The 20896-nt window shown below is 71.0% G+C and carries 21 protein-coding genes and 1 pseudogene; 14 read left to right on the top strand and 8 right to left on the bottom strand.

The window, feature by feature from the left end; all coding sequences use genetic code 11:
- The first annotated feature begins 30 nt into the window (after nucleotides 1-30).
- The 4 genes from ectA to thpD are packed head-to-tail and all read left to right on the top strand — an operon-like array spanning nucleotide 31 to nucleotide 3173.
- Complete coding sequence (ectA, locus tag ACHBTE_RS28885) at nucleotides 31-537, top strand: diaminobutyrate acetyltransferase (RefSeq protein ID WP_394727342.1); 507 nt, start codon at nucleotides 31-33, stop codon at nucleotides 535-537.
- A gap of 35 nt (nucleotides 538-572) precedes the next feature.
- On the top strand, nucleotides 573-1844 hold the full coding sequence (ectB, locus tag ACHBTE_RS28880) for a diaminobutyrate--2-oxoglutarate transaminase (RefSeq protein WP_394727340.1): 1272 nt from the start codon (nucleotides 573-575) through the stop codon (nucleotides 1842-1844).
- A gap of 29 nt (nucleotides 1845-1873) precedes the next feature.
- Nucleotides 1874-2278: an ectoine synthase gene (locus ACHBTE_RS28875; RefSeq protein ID WP_394727338.1), complete on the top strand. Its 405-nt coding sequence runs from the start codon at nucleotides 1874-1876 to the stop codon at nucleotides 2276-2278.
- Nucleotides 2279-2285: 7 nt separating this feature from the next.
- Nucleotides 2286-3173 carry an ectoine hydroxylase gene (gene thpD / locus ACHBTE_RS28870; protein WP_394727336.1) on the top strand — a complete coding sequence of 296 codons (888 nt, stop codon included), beginning with the start codon at nucleotides 2286-2288 and terminating at the stop codon, nucleotides 3171-3173.
- Between the two features lie 102 nt (nucleotides 3174-3275).
- On the opposite strand, the gene ACHBTE_RS28865 is transcribed toward thpD, so the two are convergent.
- From ACHBTE_RS28865 to ACHBTE_RS28855, 3 genes are all read right to left on the bottom strand, one after another.
- On the bottom strand, nucleotides 3276-4331 hold the full coding sequence (locus ACHBTE_RS28865; protein WP_394727334.1) for an aminotransferase class V-fold PLP-dependent enzyme: 1056 nt from the start codon (nucleotides 4329-4331) through the stop codon (nucleotides 3276-3278).
- Between the two features lie 511 nt (nucleotides 4332-4842).
- On the bottom strand, nucleotides 4843-5451 hold the full coding sequence (locus tag ACHBTE_RS28860) for a DUF1349 domain-containing protein (RefSeq protein WP_394727332.1): 609 nt from the start codon (nucleotides 5449-5451) through the stop codon (nucleotides 4843-4845).
- A 53-nt stretch (nucleotides 5452-5504) separates the two neighbouring features.
- The gene (locus tag ACHBTE_RS28855) at nucleotides 5505-6101 is read right to left on the bottom strand and encodes a hypothetical protein (RefSeq protein WP_394727330.1); all 597 of its coding nucleotides are present in this window, start codon (nucleotides 6099-6101) and stop codon (nucleotides 5505-5507) included.
- A 211-nt stretch (nucleotides 6102-6312) separates the two neighbouring features.
- Here ACHBTE_RS28855 and ACHBTE_RS28850 point away from each other — a divergent pair, with 211 nt between their 5' ends.
- Together ACHBTE_RS28850 and ACHBTE_RS28845 are read left to right on the top strand one after the other, a co-directional pair.
- Nucleotides 6313-8058, top strand: a complete 1746-nt coding sequence (locus ACHBTE_RS28850) for a sensor histidine kinase (RefSeq protein WP_394727328.1) — start codon at nucleotides 6313-6315, stop codon at nucleotides 8056-8058.
- A gap of 93 nt (nucleotides 8059-8151) precedes the next feature.
- Nucleotides 8152-8814 carry a response regulator gene (locus ACHBTE_RS28845; protein WP_394727325.1) on the top strand — a complete coding sequence of 221 codons (663 nt, stop codon included), beginning with the start codon at nucleotides 8152-8154 and terminating at the stop codon, nucleotides 8812-8814.
- A gap of 81 nt (nucleotides 8815-8895) precedes the next feature.
- Here the strand turns inward: ACHBTE_RS28845 and ACHBTE_RS28840 are convergent, their stop codons facing one another.
- A complete protein-coding gene (locus ACHBTE_RS28840; protein WP_394727323.1) occupies nucleotides 8896-10425 on the bottom strand; it encodes an aldehyde dehydrogenase (NADP(+)) in 1530 nt (509 codons plus the stop codon).
- Between the two features lie 132 nt (nucleotides 10426-10557).
- Between ACHBTE_RS28840 and ACHBTE_RS28835 the strand changes: the two genes are divergently transcribed.
- From ACHBTE_RS28835 to ACHBTE_RS28810, 6 genes are all read left to right on the top strand, one after another.
- Nucleotides 10558-11331, top strand: a complete 774-nt coding sequence (locus tag ACHBTE_RS28835; protein WP_037743746.1) for an IclR family transcriptional regulator — start codon at nucleotides 10558-10560, stop codon at nucleotides 11329-11331.
- A gap of 40 nt (nucleotides 11332-11371) precedes the next feature.
- Nucleotides 11372-11842 carry a GNAT family N-acetyltransferase gene (locus ACHBTE_RS28830; RefSeq protein ID WP_394727320.1) on the top strand — a complete coding sequence of 157 codons (471 nt, stop codon included), beginning with the start codon at nucleotides 11372-11374 and terminating at the stop codon, nucleotides 11840-11842.
- Between the two features lie 80 nt (nucleotides 11843-11922).
- Nucleotides 11923-12927 (top strand): hypothetical protein, encoded by a 1005-nt coding sequence (locus ACHBTE_RS28825; protein ID WP_394727318.1) that lies wholly within the window; start codon nucleotides 11923-11925, stop codon nucleotides 12925-12927.
- Nucleotides 12924-14177, top strand: coding sequence for a sensor histidine kinase (locus tag ACHBTE_RS28820; protein ID WP_394727316.1), 1254 nt, complete (start codon nucleotides 12924-12926; stop codon nucleotides 14175-14177). Before ACHBTE_RS28825 ends, ACHBTE_RS28820 begins: the two co-directional genes overlap by 4 nt.
- A complete protein-coding gene (locus ACHBTE_RS28815) occupies nucleotides 14174-14824 on the top strand; it encodes a response regulator (protein WP_394727314.1) in 651 nt (216 codons plus the stop codon). Before ACHBTE_RS28820 ends, ACHBTE_RS28815 begins: the two co-directional genes overlap by 4 nt.
- A 55-nt stretch (nucleotides 14825-14879) precedes the next feature.
- Nucleotides 14880-16325 carry a penicillin-binding transpeptidase domain-containing protein gene (locus ACHBTE_RS28810; protein WP_394727312.1) on the top strand — a complete coding sequence of 482 codons (1446 nt, stop codon included), beginning with the start codon at nucleotides 14880-14882 and terminating at the stop codon, nucleotides 16323-16325.
- A gap of 15 nt (nucleotides 16326-16340) precedes the next feature.
- Here ACHBTE_RS28810 and ACHBTE_RS28805 read toward each other — a convergent pair whose 3' ends face one another.
- From ACHBTE_RS28805 to ACHBTE_RS28790, 4 genes are all read right to left on the bottom strand, one after another.
- Complete coding sequence (locus ACHBTE_RS28805; RefSeq protein WP_394727310.1) at nucleotides 16341-17792, bottom strand: NCS2 family permease; 1452 nt, start codon at nucleotides 17790-17792, stop codon at nucleotides 16341-16343.
- A 329-nt stretch (nucleotides 17793-18121) separates the two neighbouring features.
- On the bottom strand, nucleotides 18122-18400 hold the full coding sequence (locus ACHBTE_RS28800; RefSeq protein WP_394727308.1) for a DUF6368 family protein: 279 nt from the start codon (nucleotides 18398-18400) through the stop codon (nucleotides 18122-18124).
- A 39-nt stretch (nucleotides 18401-18439) separates the two neighbouring features.
- A complete protein-coding gene (locus tag ACHBTE_RS28795) occupies nucleotides 18440-19033 on the bottom strand; it encodes a TIGR03086 family metal-binding protein (RefSeq protein ID WP_394727306.1) in 594 nt (197 codons plus the stop codon).
- A gap of 139 nt (nucleotides 19034-19172) precedes the next feature.
- Nucleotides 19173-19880, bottom strand: a complete 708-nt coding sequence (locus ACHBTE_RS28790; protein ID WP_394727304.1) for a helix-turn-helix domain-containing protein — start codon at nucleotides 19878-19880, stop codon at nucleotides 19173-19175.
- Nucleotides 19881-20101: 221 nt separating this feature from the next.
- On the opposite strand from ACHBTE_RS28790, the gene ACHBTE_RS28785 reads away from it, so the two are divergent.
- Together ACHBTE_RS28785 and ACHBTE_RS28780 are read left to right on the top strand one after the other, a co-directional pair.
- A complete protein-coding gene (locus tag ACHBTE_RS28785; protein WP_394727302.1) occupies nucleotides 20102-20773 on the top strand; it encodes a DUF4097 family beta strand repeat-containing protein in 672 nt (223 codons plus the stop codon).
- A 20-nt stretch (nucleotides 20774-20793) separates the two neighbouring features.
- Nucleotides 20794-20896: pseudogene (locus ACHBTE_RS28780) on the top strand (ABC transporter); the annotation flags it as partial.

Genomic DNA, 20896 nt, shown 5'->3' with positions numbered 1-20896 from the left:
TTCAATTTTCCCTCGGTAAATTCAATTCGCATGACTGCCGCACAAGCAGACCTGCAAATCGACCGTCCGGCGGTGGCCGACGGGGCCGCGCTGTGGCGTATTGCCCGGGACTCCAAGGCCCTCGACCTCAACTCGTCGTACAGCTATCTGCTGTGGTGCCGTGACTTCGCCGGCACATCGGCCGTCGCCCGCGACGAGCGCGGCGAGCCGGTCGGCTTCGTCACCGGATACGTACGGCCCGAGCGTCCGCACACCCTGCTCGTCTGGCAGGTGGCCGTCGACGACGCCCAGCGCGGACGCGGCGTCGCCGCCGCGCTGCTCGACGGGCTCGTCGCGCGCGTCGGTGCCGAGTACGGCGTCACCAGCGTCGAGACCACGATCACCCCCGGCAACACCGCCTCCGAGCGGCTGTTCGGCTCGTTCGCCGAGCGGCACGGAGCCGCCCTGGAACGCGAGGTGCTGTTCCCCGCGGGCCTGTTCCCGGACGGACCGCACGACCCCGAAGTCCTGTACCGCATCGGTCCCCTCTCCCTCTGACCTCCCCCCCCACACGCATCGAGGAGCGATTCGTCGTGACCATCACCCAGCCCGACCTCAGCGTCTTCGAGACCCTGGAGTCCGAGGTACGCAGCTACTGCCGCGGCTGGCCCACCGTCTTCGACCGGGCGCGCGGCAGCCGCATGTACGACGAGGACGGCCACGAGTATCTGGACTTCTTCGCCGGGGCCGGCTCACTGAACTACGGGCACAACAACCCGGTCCTGAAACGCGCGCTGATCGACTACCTGGAGCGTGACGGCGTCACGCACGGGCTCGACATGTCCACCAGCGCCAAGCGCGCCTTCCTGGAGTCCTTCCAGAACCTCGTGCTGCGGCCCCGTGACCTGCCGTACAAGGTCATGTTCCCCGGCCCCACCGGCACCAACGCCGTCGAGTCGGCCCTCAAGCTCGCCCGGAAGGTGAAGGGGCGCGAGGCCATCGTCTCGTTCACCAACGCCTTCCACGGCATGTCCCTGGGCTCGCTGGCCGTCACCGGCAACGCCTTCAAGCGGGCCGGCGCCGGCATACCGCTGGTGCACGGGACGCCCATGCCGTTCGACAACTACTTCGACGGCGCGGTCGAGGACTTCCTGTGGTTCGAGCGGCTCCTGGAGGACCAGGGCTCCGGACTCAACAAGCCGGCCGCCGTGATCGTGGAGACCGTGCAGGGCGAGGGCGGCATCAACGTGGCCCGCCCGGAGTGGCTGCGGGCGCTCGCCGAGCTGTGCGAGCGGCAGGACATGCTGCTCATCGTCGACGACATCCAGATGGGCTGCGGCCGTACCGGTGCCTTCTTCTCCTTCGAGGAGGCGGGCATCACGCCGGACATCGTCACGGTGTCCAAGTCCATCAGTGGCTACGGGCTGCCCATGTCGCTGTGCCTGTTCAAGCCCGAGCTGGACATCTGGGAGCCGGGTGAGCACAACGGCACCTTCCGCGGCAACAACCCCGCCTTCGTCACGGCCACCGCCGCCCTGGAGACGTACTGGGCGGACGGGTCCGCGATGGAGAAGCAGACCCGCACGCGCGGCGAGCAGATCGAGCAGGCGCTCATCTCCATCACCGAGGAGAACCTCGCCGATGTGAAGGAGTACCGCGGACGCGGGCTCGTGTGGGGTATGGAGTTCCACGACAAGGAGCGCGCCGGACGGGTGGCGCAGCGCGCCTTCCAGCTCGGGCTGCTCATCGAGACGTCGGGCCCCGAGAGCGAGGTCGTGAAGCTGCTTCCGGCGCTCACGATCACCCCGGAGGAGCTGGACGAGGGGCTTCGCATCCTCGCCCGGTCCGTCCGGGAAACCATCTGAAACACCTGCCTAGGAGGCATCGCAGCACCGTGATCGTCCGTTCGTTCAAGGACATCGAAGGCACCGACCGGCATGTGAAGGGCGCGTCGGGCACCTGGGAGAGCAAGCGCATCGTCCTCGCCAAGGAGCGGGTCGGCTTCTCGCTCCACGAGACGATTCTGTACGCGGGTACGGAGACGTCGATGTGGTACGCGAACCACATCGAGGCCGTCATCTGCGTCGAGGGCGAGGCCGAGCTCACCGACGACGAGACCGGGCAGAAGTACACCATCACGCCCGGAACCATGTACCTCCTCGACGGTCATGAGCGGCACACGATGCGGATCAAGGAGGACTTCCGCTGCATCTGTGTGTTCAACCCGCCCGTGACCGGCCGGGAGGACCACGACGAGAACGGCGTGTACCCGCTGCTCACCGAGCCCGAGGAGGTGTGAGAAACCCATGACCACCGTCACCGATCTCTACCCCAGCCGCGGCGCCACCGAGGTGTCGACCCCGCGTCAGGACCCCGTCCTGTGGGGCGCCCCCGACACCCCCGGCCCGATCGCGTCGGCCGACCTGCAGTCCTTCGAGCGCGACGGCTTCCTCGCCATCGACCAGCTCATCACCGAGGACGAGGTCGCGGTCTACGCACAGGAGCTGGAGCGGCTGGTCAGCGACCCGGAGATCCGTGCGGACGAGCGGTCGATCATCGAGCCGAAGTCCAAGGAGATCCGGTCCGTCTTCGAGGTGCACAAGATCAGTGAGGTGTTCGCCTCCCTGGTGCGCGACGAGCGGGTCGTCGGCCGGGCGCGGCAGATCCTCGGCTCGGACGTGTACGTCCACCAGTCGCGGATCAACGTCAAGCCGGGCTTCGGGGCGAGCGGGTTCTACTGGCACTCCGACTTCGAGACCTGGCACGCCGAGGACGGTCTGCCCAACATGCGCACGGTGTCCGTCTCGATCGCGCTGACCGAGAACCACGACACCAACGGCGGGCTCATGATCATGCCCGGCTCGCACCGGACCTTCCTCGGGTGTGCGGGGGCCACGCCGAAGGACAACTACAAGAAGTCGCTCCAGATGCAGGACGCGGGCACGCCGTCCGACGAGGCGCTGACCAAGATGGCCTCCGAGTACGGCATCAAGCTCTTCACGGGCAAGGCCGGTTCGGCGACCTGGTTCGACTGCAACTGCATGCACGGCTCCGGGGACAACATCACGCCGTTCCCGCGCAGCAATGTGTTCATCGTGTTCAACAGCGTGGAGAACAAGGCCGTCGAGCCCTTCGCGGCTCCCATCCGGCGGCCGGAGTTCATCGGCGCGAGGGACTTCACGCCGGTGAGGTGACCTCACCGCGCTGAGGGGCCTCGCTTCGGTGGGGACCTCGCAGCCGCGGCAGCGACGCGGCCCGCTCCAGTACGTTTCGTACGGCGGGCCGCGTCGCCGTTCTCATTCCTGAACCAGGGCGTCCAGCAGCCGGTCGACGTCCTCGGTGGTGTTGTAGAGGTGGAACGCGGCGCGCAGATTGCCCGCCCGGTCGGAGACCTCGATGCCGGCGCGGCTCAACTCGGGCTGGCGGTCGCCGAGTCCGGGCACGGACACGATCGCCGAGCCGGGTGCGGGCACGGGTGCGTGGCCGAGGCTCGCCAGTCCCGCGCGGAACCGGTCGGCGAGGGTGAGGTTGTGCGCCCGGACCGCGTCCACGCCGAGCTCCTCGATCAGTTCCAGGGAGGCGCGCAGGCCGGCGTGGCTGAACAGGCTGGGGCTGATGTCGAAGCGGCGGGCGGAGCGGGCGAGGTTCTGGACGGGGCCGTAGCAGCTGTCCCAGGGGATCTCTCCGGCGACCCAGCCCGCGAGCAGCGGCGTCAGTCCGCCGAAGTCCTCGGGGAGGACGCAGAAGGCGGCGCCGTGCGGGCCCAGAAGCCACTTGAAGCCGACGGCGGCGAGGAAGTCGTACTCTCCGGCGGCCATGGACAGCCAGCCGGCCGACTGGGAGGCGTCGAGGTAGGTGCGGGCGCCGTGCGCGCGGGCCGCGGCGCGCACCGCGGGCAGATCGGCGAGCCGGCCGTCGGCGGACTGCGCCGCGCTGACCGCGACGAGCGCGGTGTCCAGGCGGACGGACTCCGCGAGCCGGTCCAGCGGGACGGCACGCACCTTGAGGTCGCCGCGCATGTGGAAGGGGTTCACGAGGGAGGAGAAGTCGGCCTCGGCGGTGAGGACTTCGGCGCCGGCGGGCAGGGAGGCGGCGATCAGCCCGCCGTACTCGGCGACCGACGCTCCCGTGGCGACCCGCTCGACGGGCACGCCGGCCAGCCGGGCGAACGAGGCGCGGACGGCCTCCACGTCCTCGTACAGCGGGCCCAGCGGTGTGCCCTCGGCCCGCATCCGCACCGCCCGGTCCAGGGCGGCCACGGTGCGGGCCGGCAACAGGCCGTTGCTCGCGGTGTTGAGATAGACGTGCTTCGGGGCGAACTCTGCGCGGACGAGGCTCTCGAAGGTCTCCATGGCTCCACTGTGAGCCCTGACGACCTATTAGTCCATCGTCATTCTTCGCGCATGCTCCCCAAGGAATTCTTATACGTCTTCTCCGACCTGCGCGTTCACTCGTCCCGCGCCGCAAGAAGAAAGACACCCTTGGCTCACACTGTTCGAACCAGTGCGGCTGGTCGTCGGGCTTCGTTCCGATTCCGCCGGTACTGTGCGCACATGCCTCAGAAACGACCGGAACCCGTGTCGAGCAGCCCCGCTACAGCGCTGAACGGTTCGGAGATCACGACGACCGAATGCCGTGGCTGTGGCGCCATGGTGAGTGGTCTCAATGGCAGGTACGCGTGCGGTGTGTGCGGATGGGTCAACAACTGGTCTGAAGGGCACACCGCGCTGCCAACTGCTGAGGACGATCCCGACTATCCCGGATAGCGCCCCAGCCTGGCCCCGTCTGCACCCCACGCGGGTGGACCGAGCAGGTCAGACCCCGGGCCCGGCCTCCGGGCCGCGCGCCGTGGCGACGTGCCCGTCAGCTTCCGTCGCGCAGGTCCTTCATCCAGGTCGGCCGGAACTCGAGGTGGTCGTACGTCACCACGCACCCCTCCCCCATCGGCGACTGGGTCATGAAGCCCACGAGGGCGGCGTCGGTCTCCTTCTCGTCGCCGAGGGTGAACAGCCGGACGAAGGTCCAGCGCTTGCCGTCGCGGGAGGCGTGGAAAGCGAAGGCACGGCCGGTGCGGCTCACCCTCAGCCACACCGAACTCCCCTCCACGGTGAAGGAGTTGGCGTCGTCGGAGTGGCCGCGGGTGACGACGGTGCACACGGTGGGCACGTCCGGGGAGTACTCCAGGCACAGCTTGGCCCAGGCCCGTTCCCCGACGTGGACGTAGAGGACACCCGCGTCGAAGGCCCCGGCGAAGCCGACGGTGACCCGGGCGATCAGCTGGAAGTCGCCCTCGGGCGCGCCGAGCAGCCGCGGCGCGTCGGAGGCAGGGTCCAGGGCCTCGCCGGTGGGCGGCACGAAGCGGTCCTGCCGGGGACCCGCCCAGCCGGAGAGCATGCCGTCCTCGTAGGACCAGTGGCCGTCGGGGCCGTAGGTGCGCAGCAGGAAGGGCAGTTCGGGGAGTTCCACATCCATGGGGGGATTCTTCCAGGCGGGGCCCGGCGCCGGGGCTCCCGCGGACGATCGGGTCAGCGGGACTGAAGCGCGTCCAGAGCGACGGCCTGGGCGAGGGCGAGACGCAGGTCCAGAGCCGGCGAGGACACGTCGACCAGATAGCGGTCGCGCAGCCCGATCTTCTTGTCGACCCGCATCACCGGCTTGTCGTCCGAGGTGAAGTCGAAGTGGTACGGCCACAGGAACGGCACCAGGTCGAGCGGCAGCAGCTCCCAGACCCGGCGCAGGACTGCCACCAGCCGGTTGCGCTCCCGCCCCACGGCCGAGACCGAGTCCGGCTGGTCCAGTTCCCAGGTCGAGCGCAGCAGGGAGGCCGCGAACTTCTTGCGGAACGTGCCGATGACGTTGTCCGTCGCGTCCCGGACGTCGTAGACGGCCCCGACGTCGAGGACCTGCCGGGCCTTGGCGGTGAACAGGACCTGGCTCTTGGACTCGTCGGTGTAGAAGGTCATCTGCTCCTTGAGCGTCATCCGCTTCTGCTCGGCGAAGGCGACTACCCTGCCGTCGGATCCGTCCGGCAGCGTCTCGGTCACGACGTAGCGGTTGATCATGAGCGTCGTCTTCTGCCGGATGCTGAAACGCTCGTTCGCCTGCTGCCGTGCACTGTCCATCGTGCCGCTCCCCCTGACGGTGAGTTGTTGCCGGTGAGTCCGACGGGACCATCGTCGCCGTGCGCCGCGGCCCGGGGCAGTCTCCGTAAGTCGACGAGCGCCGCGACCAAAGATGACGGGCGCGGCGGTCGGGGCGTGTCGACTTTCGTCGTTCGGGGGTGCACCGAAGGGTGGATGCGGGCGCCCGGGGGCCGCTGTCTATCGTCTGCGCGTGGACCCAAGTGAGACACCCCGCCCCCACCGGCCGCTCCTGTCCCGGCTCGCCGCCGCCTCCCCGTGGCCGCGCAGGCGGATCGTCGGGGAGGTCGTGCTCACCCTCGTGCTCGCCGGGCTGGCCGGGCTCGCCGGGCTCGCCGAGGTCGTCGACGGTGGGGAGGACGCATCGGGGGCCCGGGCCGGCGCCGTGGCCTTGGCCGTGGTGGTGCTGACGCTCGTCCGCCGCTCGCTGCCGGCGACCGTGCTGGTGGTGTCGGCGGCCATGGCCGGGACGCTGGGCGGCGTGACTCCGCTGCTGATCTACGCCAGCTGGTCGGCGGGCAGCCGCATCATGCGGCCCGGCCGCGCACTGGCCGCGTACGCCGCCGGGCTGGCGCTGCACATCGCCTTCGCCGCCCACGGCATGGTCGACCAGCCGGTCGAGTTGTCGCTGGTCATGACGGCCGTGCTCGCCGGGGGCTCGTTCCTGGCGCTGGCGGTCGTGCCGGGTCTCGCCTCCCGCTACCGCGCCCAGCGCCACGCGCTGCTCGACGCCCTGCGCCGGCACAACGCCCAACTGGTGCGCGAGCAGGCGATGGTGGCGGGACAGGCCCGGCTCCTCGAGCGGCAGCGCATCGCCCAGGACATGCACGACAGCCTCGGCCACCAGCTCGCCCTGATCGCGGTGCACACCGGGGCGCTGGAGGTGGACCCGGATCTCAGCGACCGCCAGCGGGAAGGCGTGGGCATCCTGCGGGAGGCGTCCAGGACGGCGATGCGGGAGCTGCGCGAGGCCGTGGGCATCCTGCGCGACGGTGTCGCGGCGTCCGACGGGCAGCGGCCGGACCCGGCCGACCCCGAGGCCCCGGCGGCCCGGGGGGCGGCGACGGTCGACGGGCTCGTGGAGTCGTCGCGGGCGGCGGGCGCGGCCGTGGAGCTGCATCGCTCGGGAGCCGTACGGTCCCTCGCGCCCGCCGCCGACCACGCGGCGTACCGCATCGCCCAGGAGGGTCTGACCAACGCGCACAAGCACGCGCCGGGCGCGCCGATCTCGGTGGCGCTGCGGTACGAGCCGGACAGCCTGGTGGTCGAGGTGGCCAACGGGCCGGTGCCGGCCGGGGCACCGGCGGCGCCGCCCGCGGTCAGCGGCGGTCAGGGACTGGCGGGTCTGCGGGAGCGGGCCCGGCTGGTCGGCGGCATGGTGCACACCGGCCCCACCGCGGACGGCGGTTTCCGGCTCGCCGGTGTGCTGCCCTACAGCGGTGGCGAGGTCGTGCCCCGCCCGGACGGCGCGACCTCCGTCGCCCCGCACGACGACTTTCGGGGGCAGATCGAGGCGGGCGCGGCGGGTGACGGTGGAGCGGTCACCGACCGTTCGGATCCGCAAAGGGAGTTCGCCGCCATCATGAGCAGCAAGAAGAAAGTCGCCCTCGGCTGTGCCGTGACCGCCGTCGTCCTCGTCGTGGGCGTTCTCGGGCTAGGGGCCTGGGGGCTGATGGCGTTGTTCGACGAGGTGGAGAGCGGCACCATATCGGCGAACCAGTACAAGTCGGTCAAGGTCGGCGACGCCGAGAAGGACGTCAAGGCCAAGCTGCCGGAAGGCAGTTCCCTGCTGAGCAGCGGCCAGGACAAGCACGGCCCGCCGCTCCCCGAGGGTGCGACGTGCCGTCACTACCTGGACATCGACGACGACATCGTCTACCGGTTCTGCTTCCGCGACGGCAAGCTCGTCGCGAAGGAGTCCTACAAGGACGAGGTCTGACCCACGGCGACGCGGTCGCACATCTGACCGGATCGGGCATGATGGCGGGGCTTTGCCATCCGTTCATCACCCCCACACCGCGCAGGAGGCCGCGTGATCCGGGTCCTCGTCGCCGACGACGAGCCGCTCATCAGGGCCGGCATCAGGATGATCCTCACCTCGGCCGACGACATCGACGTCGTGGCCGAGGCGGCGGACGGCCGGGAGGCCGTGGAGACCGCCCGGCGCACCGCGGTGGACGTGGCCCTGCTGGACATCCAGATGCCGGTGATGGACGGGCTGACCGCGCTGGCCGAGCTCGGCCGGGCGGCGCCGGACGTCCGGGCACTGATCCTGACGACGTTCGGTGAGCGGGAGAACGTCCTGCGGGCGCTCGGCCACGGCGGCGCCGGCTTTCTGCTGAAGGACTCCGCGCCGCAGGAGCTGATCCACGCGGTGCGCGCGGCGGCTGCCGGCAACGCCTATCTCTCCCCGGCCGCCACCCGGCACGTCGTGGACATCCTCGCCTCCCCAGCCGCCACCGCGCGCGGTGAGGAGGCCCGGCGCCGTCTGGCCGGCCTGACCGGACGGGAACGTGACGTCCTGGCCCTGCTGGGCGAGGGCCTGTCCAACGCGGACGCCGGCGCCCGGCTGCACATGAGCGAGGCCACGGTGAAGACGTACGTCAGCCGGATCCTGACCAAGCTCGGCTGCGAGAACCGCGTCCAGGCGGCGCTCCTGGCCCGGGACGCGGGCCTGGAGTCGGACGCGGGGTGAGCGCGGGTCGAGCGGCCGTGAGCACGGATCGCACGGATCGCGTGGGGGTGAGCTCGGGTCGAGCGGGGGGTGCGGCGCGCCTCAGCGCTCCAGCGTGCCGTTGAACCTGCGGGGCAGCCCCAGCGGGTTGTCGTCCCGCAACTCCGCGGGGAGCAGCGCCTCGGGCGCCCCCTGGTACACGACCGGCCGCAGCCACCGCTCGATGGCCGTGCCGCCGACGGAGGTGGAGGTCGAGGTCGTCGCGGGGTAGGGCCCGCCGTGATGCTGGGCCGGCGCCACGGCCACCCCCGTCGGCCACCCGTTGACCAGCACGCGTCCGGCGAGCGGCGTCAGCTCCTGGAGCAGCCGCGCACCGCGCCCCGCACCGGCGGCCTCCTCGGCCGACAGATGGACGGTCGCCGTCAGGTTGCCCGGCAACCGCGACAGCACGCCCGTCGCCTCGGCCTCGTCCTCGTAGCGGACCACCACCGTGACCGGCCCGAAGCACTCCTCCAGGAGCAGGTCGTGGGCGCCCTCCCGCGCCAGCTTGCTCGCGGCGACCGTGAGGAATCCGGCGCTGACCGTGTGCTCACCGCCCGCGCCCGGCGTCACCGGCGACTCCACGTCGGGCAGTGCCACGCGCTCGGCCACACCGGCGACGAAGTTGTCGCGCATCCGGTGGTCGAGCAGGACCCCGGCCTCGGTGCGGCTCACGGCGTCGGTGAGGGACTTGACCAGGCCGTCGCCCGCCGAGCCGGACGGCACCAGGACGAGCCCGGGCTTCACACAGAACTGGCCCACGCCCAGCGTCATGGACCCGGCGAGGCCGGCGCCGATCGCCTCGGCCCGCTCCGCCGCCGCGGCCTCGGTGACGACGACGGGGTTCAGCGAGCCCAGCTCACCGTGGAACGGGATCGGGACCGCACGCGCGGCAGCCGCGTCGAAGAGGGCACGGCCGCCGCGTACGGAACCGGTGAACCCGGCTGCCGCGAGCAGCGGGTGCCCGATCAGCTCGATGCCCGCCTCGAAGCCGTGCACCAGACCGACGACGCCCGCCGGGATGCCGTGCTCGGCGGCGGCCGTACGGAGCACCCGCGCGACCAGTTCCGACAGTCCCGGGTGGTCCGGGTGGGCCTTGACGACGACGGGGCAGCCCGCGGCCAGCGCGCTCGCGGTGTCGCCGCCGGCGACGGAGAAGGCGAAGGGGAAGTTGGAGGCCGCGTAGACGGCGACGACGCCGAGGGACACCTTGTAGCGGCGCAGGTCCGGGATCGGCGGGGTGGCGGTGTCGTCGGGGTGGTCGATGACGACGTCGAGGAAGGCGCCCTCGTCGACGATGTCCGCGAACGCCCTCAGCTGGTAGCAGGTGCGGGCGAGTTCGCCGGTGAGGCGGACCGGGCCGAGCGCGGTCTCGGCGTCGGCGGCCTCGACGAGCAGGTCCTCGGCGGCCCGCAGTCTGTCGGCGGCGGTGCGCAGGAAAGCGGCGCGGACCGGGCGGTCGGCGAGGGAGCCGCGCGCCTCGTGCGCGGCGCGGACCGCGGCGTCCACCTCCTGGGCTGTGGCCTCCACCGCAACCTGTTCGCGCTGCTTCCCGGTTCGGGGGTCGACACTCCAGACTGGTGCTGCTGCCACCGCGGGTCCCTCCACACATGTCATGCCGCAGTACGGGGTCATCCACCAGGGATGTTCGATATACTGAACACTGTCTCCGATGATGAATGCGCTGTGGAGACTATTTCCCGTCGAACGAAGGGGTCAAGGGCGATGTCGGCTGGCGAGACGGGCGGCGGGGCGCAGGTCAAGTCCGCGGTGCGGACGGTTGAACTGCTCGAATACTTCGCCGGACGCCCCGGCATGCACTCCCTCGCAGCGGTCCAGGAGGCCGTCGGTTACCCCAAGTCCAGTCTGTACATGCTGCTGCGCACGCTCGTGGAGCTCGGCTGGGTGGAGACGGACGCCACGGGCACGCGGTACGGCATCGGCGTACGGGCGCTGCTGGTCGGCACCTCGTACATCGACGGCGACGAGGTGGTCGCCGCCGCCCGCCCGACCCTGGACCGCCTCTCGGACGACACGACGGAGACGATCCACCTGGCCCGCCTGGACGGCACGAACGTCGTCTACCTGGCCACCCGCCAGTCCCAGCACTATCTGCGGCCGTTCACCCGGGTCGGCCGCCGCCTGCCCGCGCACTCGACCTCCCTCGGCAAGGCGCTGCTGAGCACGTACACCGACGAGCAGGTCCGCAAGATGCTGCCGGAGACGCTGCCGGCGCTGACCGAGAACACCATCACCGACCGGGAGAAGCTCATCGAGGAGCTCCACCAGGTCCGCGAGCAGGGCTTCGCCGTGGACCGCGAGGAGAACACCCTCGGCCTGCGCTGCTTCGGCGTGGCGATCCCGTACCGCACTCCGGCGCGGGACGCGATCAGCTGCTCGGTGCCGGTGGCCCGGCTGACGCCCGCGCACGAACAGATGGTGAAGGACGCGCTGTTCGACGCACGGGACAGGCTGACGCTGGCCACCCGCCGGCTCTGACATGCTCGCCGGCTCTGACATGCTCGTAGGCTCTGACGCCATGGATGTGGAACTGCGCGAGGTGCACGACAGCGATCTGCCGGTCTTCTACCGGCAGATGAACGACCCGCAGGCCCTGCACATGGCGGCCTTCACCCCCAAGGACCCGGCCGACCGGGACGCCTTCGACGCCCACTGGAAACGGATCCGGTCCTCGCCGGACGTCCTGCGCACGATCCTGGCCGACGGTGACGTGGTGGGCAGCGCCGCCGTGTACGGGGACCCGGGCGAGCGCGAGGTGACGTACTGGGTGGACCGCGCGTACTGGGGCCGGGGTGTCGCCACGGCCGCGCTGCGGGTGCTGCTCACCGAGGTTCCCGAACGCCCGCTGTACGCACGGGCGGCGGCCGACAACGAGGGCTCGATCCGGGTGCTGCGCAAGTGCGGGTTCCGGGTGACCGCGCAGGCGCGGGGCTTCGCCAACGCGCGGGGTGAGGAGATCGACGAGGTCGTGCTGCATCTGGAGGGGTGAGGGGCTCTCCCCCGCCCGGCGGAGACGGATCGTCGGCGCGCAGGAGGTGCGAGGGGCCGCCCTCGCGGGAGCGTGGACGCATGACGCAGACACTCGCCCACGTCCCCGAAACCGGCCCCGCCGCCGTCGCCGCCGGCCGGTCCCGCCGGCTCCTGCGTGCCGTCGCCGTCCTCGCGTGCGTGCCGTATCTGTCGCTCAAGGTCGCCTGGATCGCGGGCAGTCGGCTCGGGATCCCGGACGGGAGCTCGCTGCTGGAGCACCGGGCGACCATGGCCGTCGCCAACAGCGTCACCGTCCTCATGGACGGGGCCGTGATCGTGCTGGCGCTGCTGCTGACCCGGCCCTGGGGGCTGCGGGTGCCCGCATGGCTGCTCGCCGTTCCGGCGTGGGTGGCCACCGGGCTGCTGGCGCCGATCATGGCCGGCTTCCCGGTCCAGCTGATCGCCGATCTGCTCGGCGGCAGCATGGAGACCACCGGCGGCAGCGGGGAGCCGTTCCTCGACGCCTGGGTCTTCGGCGTCGTCTACACCGGGTTCATCGTGCAGGGGCTCGCCCTCGGCGCCCTGTTCGTGCTGTACGCCCGTGACCGCTGGGGCGGGCTGTGGGCGGGCCGGGTATGGGAGTTGCCGACCGGCGTCATCGGGGCGGCCCAGCGCGCCGCCGCCGTCGCGGCCGGAGTACTCGCGCTGCTGCCCCTGTCCGCCCATGCCGTGTGGGCGTGCGGCGGCACCGCGGGGCTGGACGGCAGTCAGGCCGCCGACCGGACGACCGGCTTCTACATCATGGAGGCGCTGTCCGTCGCGTTCCTCGCCATGGCCGTGACCGGCGGCCTGCTGCTCGCCTTCCGGCGCGGGCGGGTCCTGCCCGTCGCGCTCCCGCTCGCCCTGGCCTGGGTCGGGTCCGCCGCGACCGCCTGCTGGGCGGGCTGGCTGTCGCTCGCGCCGCTCACCGACGTGGGCGACGGCCCGGCACCGCTGACGAACCTCGCCTACGCTGGCCAGATGATCGTCGGCATCCTCGTCGCCTGCCTCGGCGTCCACTTCCTCGCGGAGCGCTCCGCCAGGTGCAACCGTCGTACGGCATGAGCCGGTTCATCCGTTTTCTGTTCGGCCGGCAGGCGCGGCGCCGATGGCTGCATCTGATCATCGGCGGCGCGCTCTCCATGCCGTACGTCTTCGTCGGCCAGATCATCATCGGGCCCGCCACGGACGCCCGGTACATGTTCGCCGACCTCTCCCTCCAGCTGCTCTCCTTCGCTGTGGGCCTGCCCCTCGCCGCGCTCACCTCCGTGCTGTTCCCGCTGACCCGGCCGCTGGAGGCTGGTGCCGTGGGATGGCTGTGCGGGGTCGACGGGGACCGGCTGGCCGGCGGGCCGGCCCGGACGCGGGGCGCGAAGGGGCGTACGGCGGCCTGGTTCACGCTGCATCTGGGGTTCGGCGGGATCATCGCCGGGATGTCGCTGGCGGTTCCGCCGTTCTCCGGGTTCCTCGTCGCGCTGCCGGTCGTCCAGTGGCTGGGGCACGACCCGCTGGAGCTGCCCGCGGCCCTGGACCACGCCTGGGTGACGGCGCTCGCGCCGGTCGCGGGCGTGGTGATGCTGGTTCTGCTGGCCCTGTGCGCCGCCGCCTGCGGTGCGCTGCTCGCCCGGTGGGCGCCCCTCCTGCTCGGGCCCACCCGGGAGGACCGGCTGGCCGCGGCCGAGGCACGCGCCGCCGACCTGGCCGTGCGCAACCGGCTCGCGCGCGAACTGCACGACTCCGTCGGCCATGCCCTCAGCGCCGTCACCCTCCAGGCGAGCGCGGCCCGCCGGCTCCTCGACACCGACCCCCAGTTCGTCCGTGAGGCCCTCGCCGCCATCGAGGACACCACCCGGCGCACGGTCGGTGAACTCGACGCCGTCCTCGGCGTGCTGCGCGAGGGCGACGCGCCGGGCACGGCCCCCGCGCCCACCCTCGCCGGCGACCTCGACAGCCTGCTGCGCCGCACCCGCGCGGGCGGGCTGCGGGTGACCGCCACCGTCGACGCCGACCCGGACTCCCTGCCGCCCGTCCTCTCCCGTGAGGCCTACCGCATCGTGCAGGAGGGGCTCAGCAACGCCCTCAAACACGCCGGTGAACGGGTGACCGTGACCCTGCGGATCGCGATCGCCGACGGCCATCTGGAGATCACCGTCGAGAACCCCCTGGAGCACACCCCCGTCTGCCGCCCCGGCGGCGGCCACGGTCTGCGCGGCATCGCCGACCGGGCCCGGCTGCTGGGCGGAACGACACAGGCCGGCCCCGCCCGGGGGACCTGGCGGCTGCACGTACGACTTCCCATGAAGGGGCCCGCATGACGATCCGGATCGTCCTCGCCGACGACGAACGCATGGTGCGCACCGCACTGCGCGCCATCCTCTCCGCCGAGCCGGACCTGGAGGTGGTCGGGGAGGCGGCGACCGGCGCCGAGGCGGTGTCCGTGGTGCGCGAGCAGCGGCCGGACGTGGTCCTCATGGATGTCCGGATGCCCGAGATCGACGGCATCCGGGCCACCGAGCAGATCCTGGCCACGCTCGCCGACCCGCCCAGGATCGTCGTCGTGACCACCTTCGAGAACGACGCCTATGTGTACGACGCCCTGCGCGTCGGGGCCGCCGGGTTTCTGCTGAAGCGGGCGGAGGCCGAGTCGCTGGTGCAGGCCGTACGGCTTCTCGCGCACAGTGACACCGTGCTGTTCCCGTCGGCGGTGCGCAGTCTCGCGGCCGAGCACGCGCGCGCGTGTCCCGCGCCCGCGCCCTGGGTGGCGAGGCTCACAGGACGGGAGAGCGATGTGCTGCGGCTGATGGGGCAGGGGCTGACCAACGCGGAGATCGCTAGGCGCATGGAGGTCGGGCCGGCCACCGTGAAGTCGCACGTCGCGGCGGTCCTGGCGAAAACAGGCACCCGCGACCGCACCCAGGCGGTGATCGCCGCGTACGAGGCGGGCTTCATGAACGCTCGATGAGAAAACGGGGCGCAGGGGAACGATCCGGTCCATCCCGCTCGTCCTTGGGAGTGGGATGAACAAGACGATCAGGCGGGCGTCCGTCTTCGCACTGCTCCTGGTTCTCGCCCTGCTGGTCAGGGCGACCTGGGTGCAGTTCTACGACGGCCAGGCACTCGCGGACGACAAGGACAACCGGCGGAACACGATCGAGCTGTACAGCGAGCCGCTCGGCAACATCGTCGTGGGCGGCAAGGCCGTCACCGGCTCGGCGCCGATGAAGAGCGGCGACCTCGCGTACAAGCGCACGTACACGGACGGCTCGCTGTACGCGGCCGTCACCGGCTACAGCTCACAGGCGTTCGGGGCGACACAGCTGGAGGGCGTCTACCGCGACCTGCTCGACGGCACCGACAACCGCCTGAAGAGCGTGCTGGACACCGTCACCAACAAGCGGTCCGACCCGGGCAATGTGATCACGACGATCGACCCGTCGGTGCAGAAGGCGGCCTACGACGCGCTCGGCGACAACAAGGGCGCCGCCGTCGCGATCGACCCCGCGACCGGGAAGATCCTCGCGGTCGTCTCCACTCCGTCCTACGACCCGTCGCGGATCACCACCGGTGACTCCGACGCCTGGAAGCAGCTGACCGGGGACAGCGACAAGCCGATGACGAACCGCGCGCTGCGCCAGCCGCTGCCGCCGGGCTCGACGTTCAAGCTGGTCGTCGCGGCGGCGGCGCTGGAGGACGGGCTGTACTCGTCCGTGGACGAGAAGACGGACAGCCCCGACCCGTTTCCGCTGCCGCAGTCGAGCAGCAAGCTGACGAACGAGAACCCGTCCGCGCCGTGCGAGAACGCCTCGATCCGGGTGGCTCTCCAGTACTCCTGCAACAACGTCTTCGCGAGCCTGGCCGTCGACCTGGGCCAGGACAAGGTCCGCGCGACGGCGGAGAAGTTCGGGTTCAACGACGACGAGCAGGACGTGCCGGTGCGGGCGTACGAGAGCGTGTACCCGACGGGCATGGACGGGGCGCAGACCGCGCTGTCCGGCATCGGCCAGTTCGACGTCACCGCCACGCCGCTCCAGATGGCCATGGTGTCGGCGGCGATCGCCAACGACGGCAAGCTGGTCTCCCCGCACATGGTGTCCCAGATCACCGACGGCGGCGGGGACGTCCTGGAGAACTACGACGACAGCGCCGGGAGCGAGGAGATCGTCAGTTCCGACACCGCCGAGCAGCTCCAGTCGGCGATGCAGACGGTCGTCGAGAAGGGCACGGGCACGAACGCGCAGATCCCGGGCGCGACGGTGGGCGGCAAGACGGGCACCGCCCAGCACGGCGAGAACAACAGCAAGACGCCGTACGCCTGGTTCACCTCCTACGGGAAGGCCGACGGCAAGGAGGTCGCCGTGGCGGTGGTCGTCGAGCAGTCGGACGCGGCCCGCTCGGAGGTCAGCGGCAACGGGCTGGCCGCCCCCGTCGCCCGGAAGGTGATGGAGGCGGCGCTCCAGGGGTGAGGGGTCACTTCACGGTCACTTCACGCCCAGGATCTGCTCGATCGGGTCGATGGCGAAGTACACGAGGAACAGCGCCGAAGCCCCCCACAGCAGCCAGTGGATCTCCTTGGCCCTCCCCAGCACCGTCTTGATGAGGACGTAGGCGGCGAACCCGGCCCCGATGCCATTGGTTATCGAGTAGGTGAACGGCATGACGGCGATGGTAAGGAACGCCGGGACGGCGATCTCGTACTTGTCCCAGTCGATGTTCTTGACCTGGGTCATCATCAGGAAGCCCACGGCGACCAGGGCGGGGGCCGCCGCCTGGAGCGGGACGATGGTGAGCAGCGGGGTCAGGAACAGGGCGAGTCCGAACAGCCCTCCGGTGACCAGGTTGGCGAAGCCGGTGCGCGCGCCCTCGCCGACGCCCGCCGCCGACTCGATGTAGGAGGTGGCCGAGGAGGCCGACGCAGCGCCGCCTGCTGCCGCCGCGGCACCGTCGATCAGCAGCACCCGGCCGAGGCCCGGTACCTTGCCCTGCTCGTCGAGGAGACCGGCTTCCGCGCTGACCCCGACGACCGTGCCCATGGTGTCGAAGAAGTCGGACAGGACCAGCGTGAAGATCAGCAGGACGACGGTGAGGGCGGTGGTCTCACCGAACGCGCCGAACAGGCTGAAGTCGCCGACGAGTCCGAAGTCGGGGGTGTCGACCACCTGGTCCGGCCAGGCGGGTGTGGTCAGGCCCCATGCCTTGATGTCGGCGATCGAGTTGATGATCATCGCGACGACCGTCATGGTGACGATGCTGATCAGGATGGCGCCCTTCACCTTGCGGGCGAGCAGGGCGACGGTCAGCAGAACGCCGAGGCAGAACACGAGGATCGGCCACCCGGCGAGGGTGCCGGCGCCGCCCAGCTGAACGGGCACGGTGGTGTTCGCGGCGTCCGGGATCCGGCTGACGAATCCGGCGTCGACGAAGCCGATGAAGGCGATGAACAGGCCGATGCCGACGCTGATCGCCTGCTTGAGCGGTTGCGGGATGGCGTGCATGACCGCCTCGCGCAGACCGGTGACCACGAGTACGCAGATGAGCAGTCCTTCGAGGACGATCAGACCCATCGCGTCGTCCCAGGACATGAGCGGGGCGATCTGGAAGGCGACGACGGCGTTCAGGCCGAGGCCCGCGGCGAGCGCGAGCGGCAGATTGCCGCCGACGCCCATGATGATCGTCATGACCGCGGCCACCAGGGCGGTGGCCGTGGTGAGTTGGACGGCGTCGAGCTGGTGGCCGAACTTGTCCTTGGCGCTGCCCAGGATGATGGGATTCAGGACAAGGATGTAGGCCATCGTGAAGAACGTGGCGAAGCCGCCGCGTATCTCCCGGGCGAAGGTGGATCCCCGTGCGGAGATCTTGAAGAACCGGTCGAGGCTGTTCACGCCGGGTGGCGTGGCGCTCGGCCGGTCGGTCACCTTCTGCGCTTCGGACATGTTCGCTCGCTCCTCGGTGCCTGTGTGTGGTGTGCGCGGGGTGCTTGGTGTGCTCGGTGTGCGCGGCGTGCTTGGTGTTCGCGGCGTGCGCGGCGTGCTTGGTGTTCGCGGCGTGCTTGATGTGCGGACGCTGGCTGGATTGTTCCCCCGTCGAACCCGTTTCAGGGTTTTCCCCGTGTTACGGAATCAGCCTCATCGCGTCCCACGACGCCGAATCGCCCCGCCCGGCACACCTGTTGATCCCCTGGGCGGAACCTCCCGCCCGTTCTCGGCATCTGACAGCACGAAGCAGTGACCGCACTCCCCTGACCTGCCGGCCAGAGCCCCCCTCAGCCGGCAGCACCGAACGCCCCGCCGGTGACGACCGACGGGGCGTTCGCTCTTGTCAGTCGGGACGAGCGAGGGTTACTTGGCCAACCGAACTGCGGGTGACGTAGCCAGACTTGGAGGAAAACGGCGTCGCCCACGTGCCGCACCCACCGCCCGCCGCCGCCCGTGTCGTACGAGATTTCGACGACCTTGGCAAGCCATGGGACCACCCCGCTCCTGACCTCCTCGGTCGTCCTGCGCTCACCGAACAGCCACAGCCCGACGGCCGGCCCCGTCATGACGCCTCCCCCTCCTCCTGTGCCGCGCCGGGCACGTCCTCATGTCCCGGGTGTCCACCCCGGGTTGCGTCCACTGAGGCCCACCGCTCGGTCCAGCAGGGGGGCGTCCTGAGGGACGGGCACGACCGGGCCGAAGATACCGCCGCCACGGGTGGGGTCGTCGGCAGCCGCGAGCAGCATGCCGTACGACAGCTGGAGCGCGGACGGGTCGGGCTCGTACTCCTGACCGGTCGCGCGGGCCAGGTCCCAGGCGTGGATCACCAGCTCGTCCGTGGCGACGGTGCCCGCCTCCGCGCCCGTCAGCGGCACCCCGCCCGCACGGGTGTCGCCGGTCCACGCGGCCGGGTCGCGCCATGCCTGGGCCATCTCGTCGAGCACCTTCGGCAGCTCCTCGCGCCAGCCGGGCCCGATGTCGGGCACCACCGCCTCCGGGCTGGTGTCGGTCGTGGGACCCAGGTCCTTGCGACCGGCGTCGCGGAAGGCGACGGACAGTCCGAGCAGGTGGCCGAGCAGATTGCGCACCGCCATGTCCGGGCAGGGCGTGGGCGCGGCGAGCTGGTCGTCCGTGACGCCGTCCGCGAGGCGGGCCACGATACGGGCCTGCGGTCCGAGGTCGAGGGTCTCTTCGGTCATGAGCCGGCTCCTCACAGATCTGGTCCTGGAGGGTGGACTCGCGGGGGCGGCGGAAATCATCGGCGGGGTGGGACTGCAACTCCGCTCCCTGCCGCCGGTCCGCGTCGCTCCTGCCCCCTTGCGCGCCCTTGCACCCCCCTCACTTCGTGTGGAGGATCGCGCGAGCCTGGTCCGCGGCGCGGGCGATGCTCTCGGACACGAAGTCCATGAAGCGGCCCATGTTCTCCAGGCGCACGGCGGCCGGGGTGCCGGGGCCGAGGACACCGACGCCCTGCCGGGCGGTCTCGGCGACGTGGGCGGTGGCTCGGGCGCTGGCCATCATCGAGTCGTACATGATGTCGTCGTCGATGAAGTAGCGGTCGCGGCGGCGCTCGTCGCGTTCCCGGCGGACGAACTCCTGACTCTCGAGGAACGCGATCGCCTTGGAGACGGACGCCGGGCTGACCTGGAGGCGCTGGACGAGTTCGGACGCGGTCAGGCTGCCCGTGTCGCTGACCGTGAAGCAGGCCATCACCCGGGCCGTCATCTTGGACATGCCCGACTGCATGAAGACGGTGGTCAACGTCTCCTCGTACTCCCGTACGGCCTGGGCGTCACGCCCGTCGGCCCGCGGCGGCGTCTGCGCTCCACGGGGCGCGGCCTGCCTGCGCCGGTGGGCCCGGTGTTCGGTGGCACGGTGGGCCAGGTCGGCGCGGTAGGCGGTGGGGCCGCCGTTGCGCATGACTTCGCGGGTCACCGTCGAGGTCGGGCGGTCGAGCCGTCTGGCGATCTCCGCATAGGCGTGGCCGTCGGCCAGCCCCAGCGCGATCTGCTGACGTTCCTGCTGAGTGAGCCTGCCTCCCGGCATCGCGGCCTCCTTCGCGTCCGTGCTGCCCGCAGCATAGCGTTCACGGTCAACTCATTGCAATGAGATGGCGGGCGGGTGTTGCATTAGCCCTCATCCCATTGCAATGAAATTGATGCTTTGAGCTGCAGATATGCCGTACAGGTGCAACGATGCTGTTGCTCGTTTTGTAAATGCAACGTAGCGTTTCGTCCATCAGAAACAACGGATCGAAGGAGCGCACGATGCACACGTTCGACACCACCGCCCCCGTCTCCGCCGTCGTCGACATCCCTGTCGGACGCATCCAGCTCATCGCCTCCGACCGGGCCGATGTCACGGTCGAGGTCCTGCCCGCCGACGCCTCGAAGGGCCGCGACCTGAAGGCCGTGGAGCAGATCGAGGTCGCCTACAGCGACGGCGTCCTGCGGATCGCGGCCCCCGCGGCACCGAACCGGATGCTCGGCCACCCGGGGTCCGTCGAGGTGACGGTCCAGCTGCCCGCCGGCTCCCGCGTCGAGGGGAGGGTGGCCGCCGGCGAGTTCCGGGGCGTAGGACGCCTCGGCGACGTCGACTTCGAGGCCGCCCAGGCCGCGGTCAAGCTCGACGAGACCGCGAGCACCCGTCTCGCCCTCCAGGCCGGCGACGTCATGGTCGGCCGCCTGGGCGGGCCGGCAGAGATCAGCACCCAGAAGGGCGACATCGACATCACCGAGGCCGTCCGCGGCACGGTCACCCTGCGCACCGAGCACGGTGACATCTCGGTCGGCGCCGCCCGCGGGGTCTCCGCCTCCCTGGACGCCGGCACCTCCTACGGCCGGATCCACAACGCCCTCAGGAACGCCGACGGCGCCGACGCCGAGCTGGCCTTCCACGCGACCACGTCCTACGGCGACATCACCGCCCGCAGCCTGTGACCCGACAAGGAGAACTCCTCATGACCGACCTGGCCATCGCGGCGAACGGCCTGCGCAAGTCCTATGGCGAGCAGAGCGTGCTGGACGGTATCGACCTGCGCATCCCGGGCGGGTCCGTGTTCG

Origin of the sequence: Streptomyces sp. M41, assembly GCF_043673425.1 — a bacterium.
Taxonomy (GTDB): domain Bacteria; phylum Actinomycetota; class Actinomycetes; order Streptomycetales; family Streptomycetaceae; genus Streptomyces.
The sequence above is the reverse complement of the archived record's forward strand: the minus strand, read 5'-3'. Positions and strand labels throughout refer to the sequence as shown.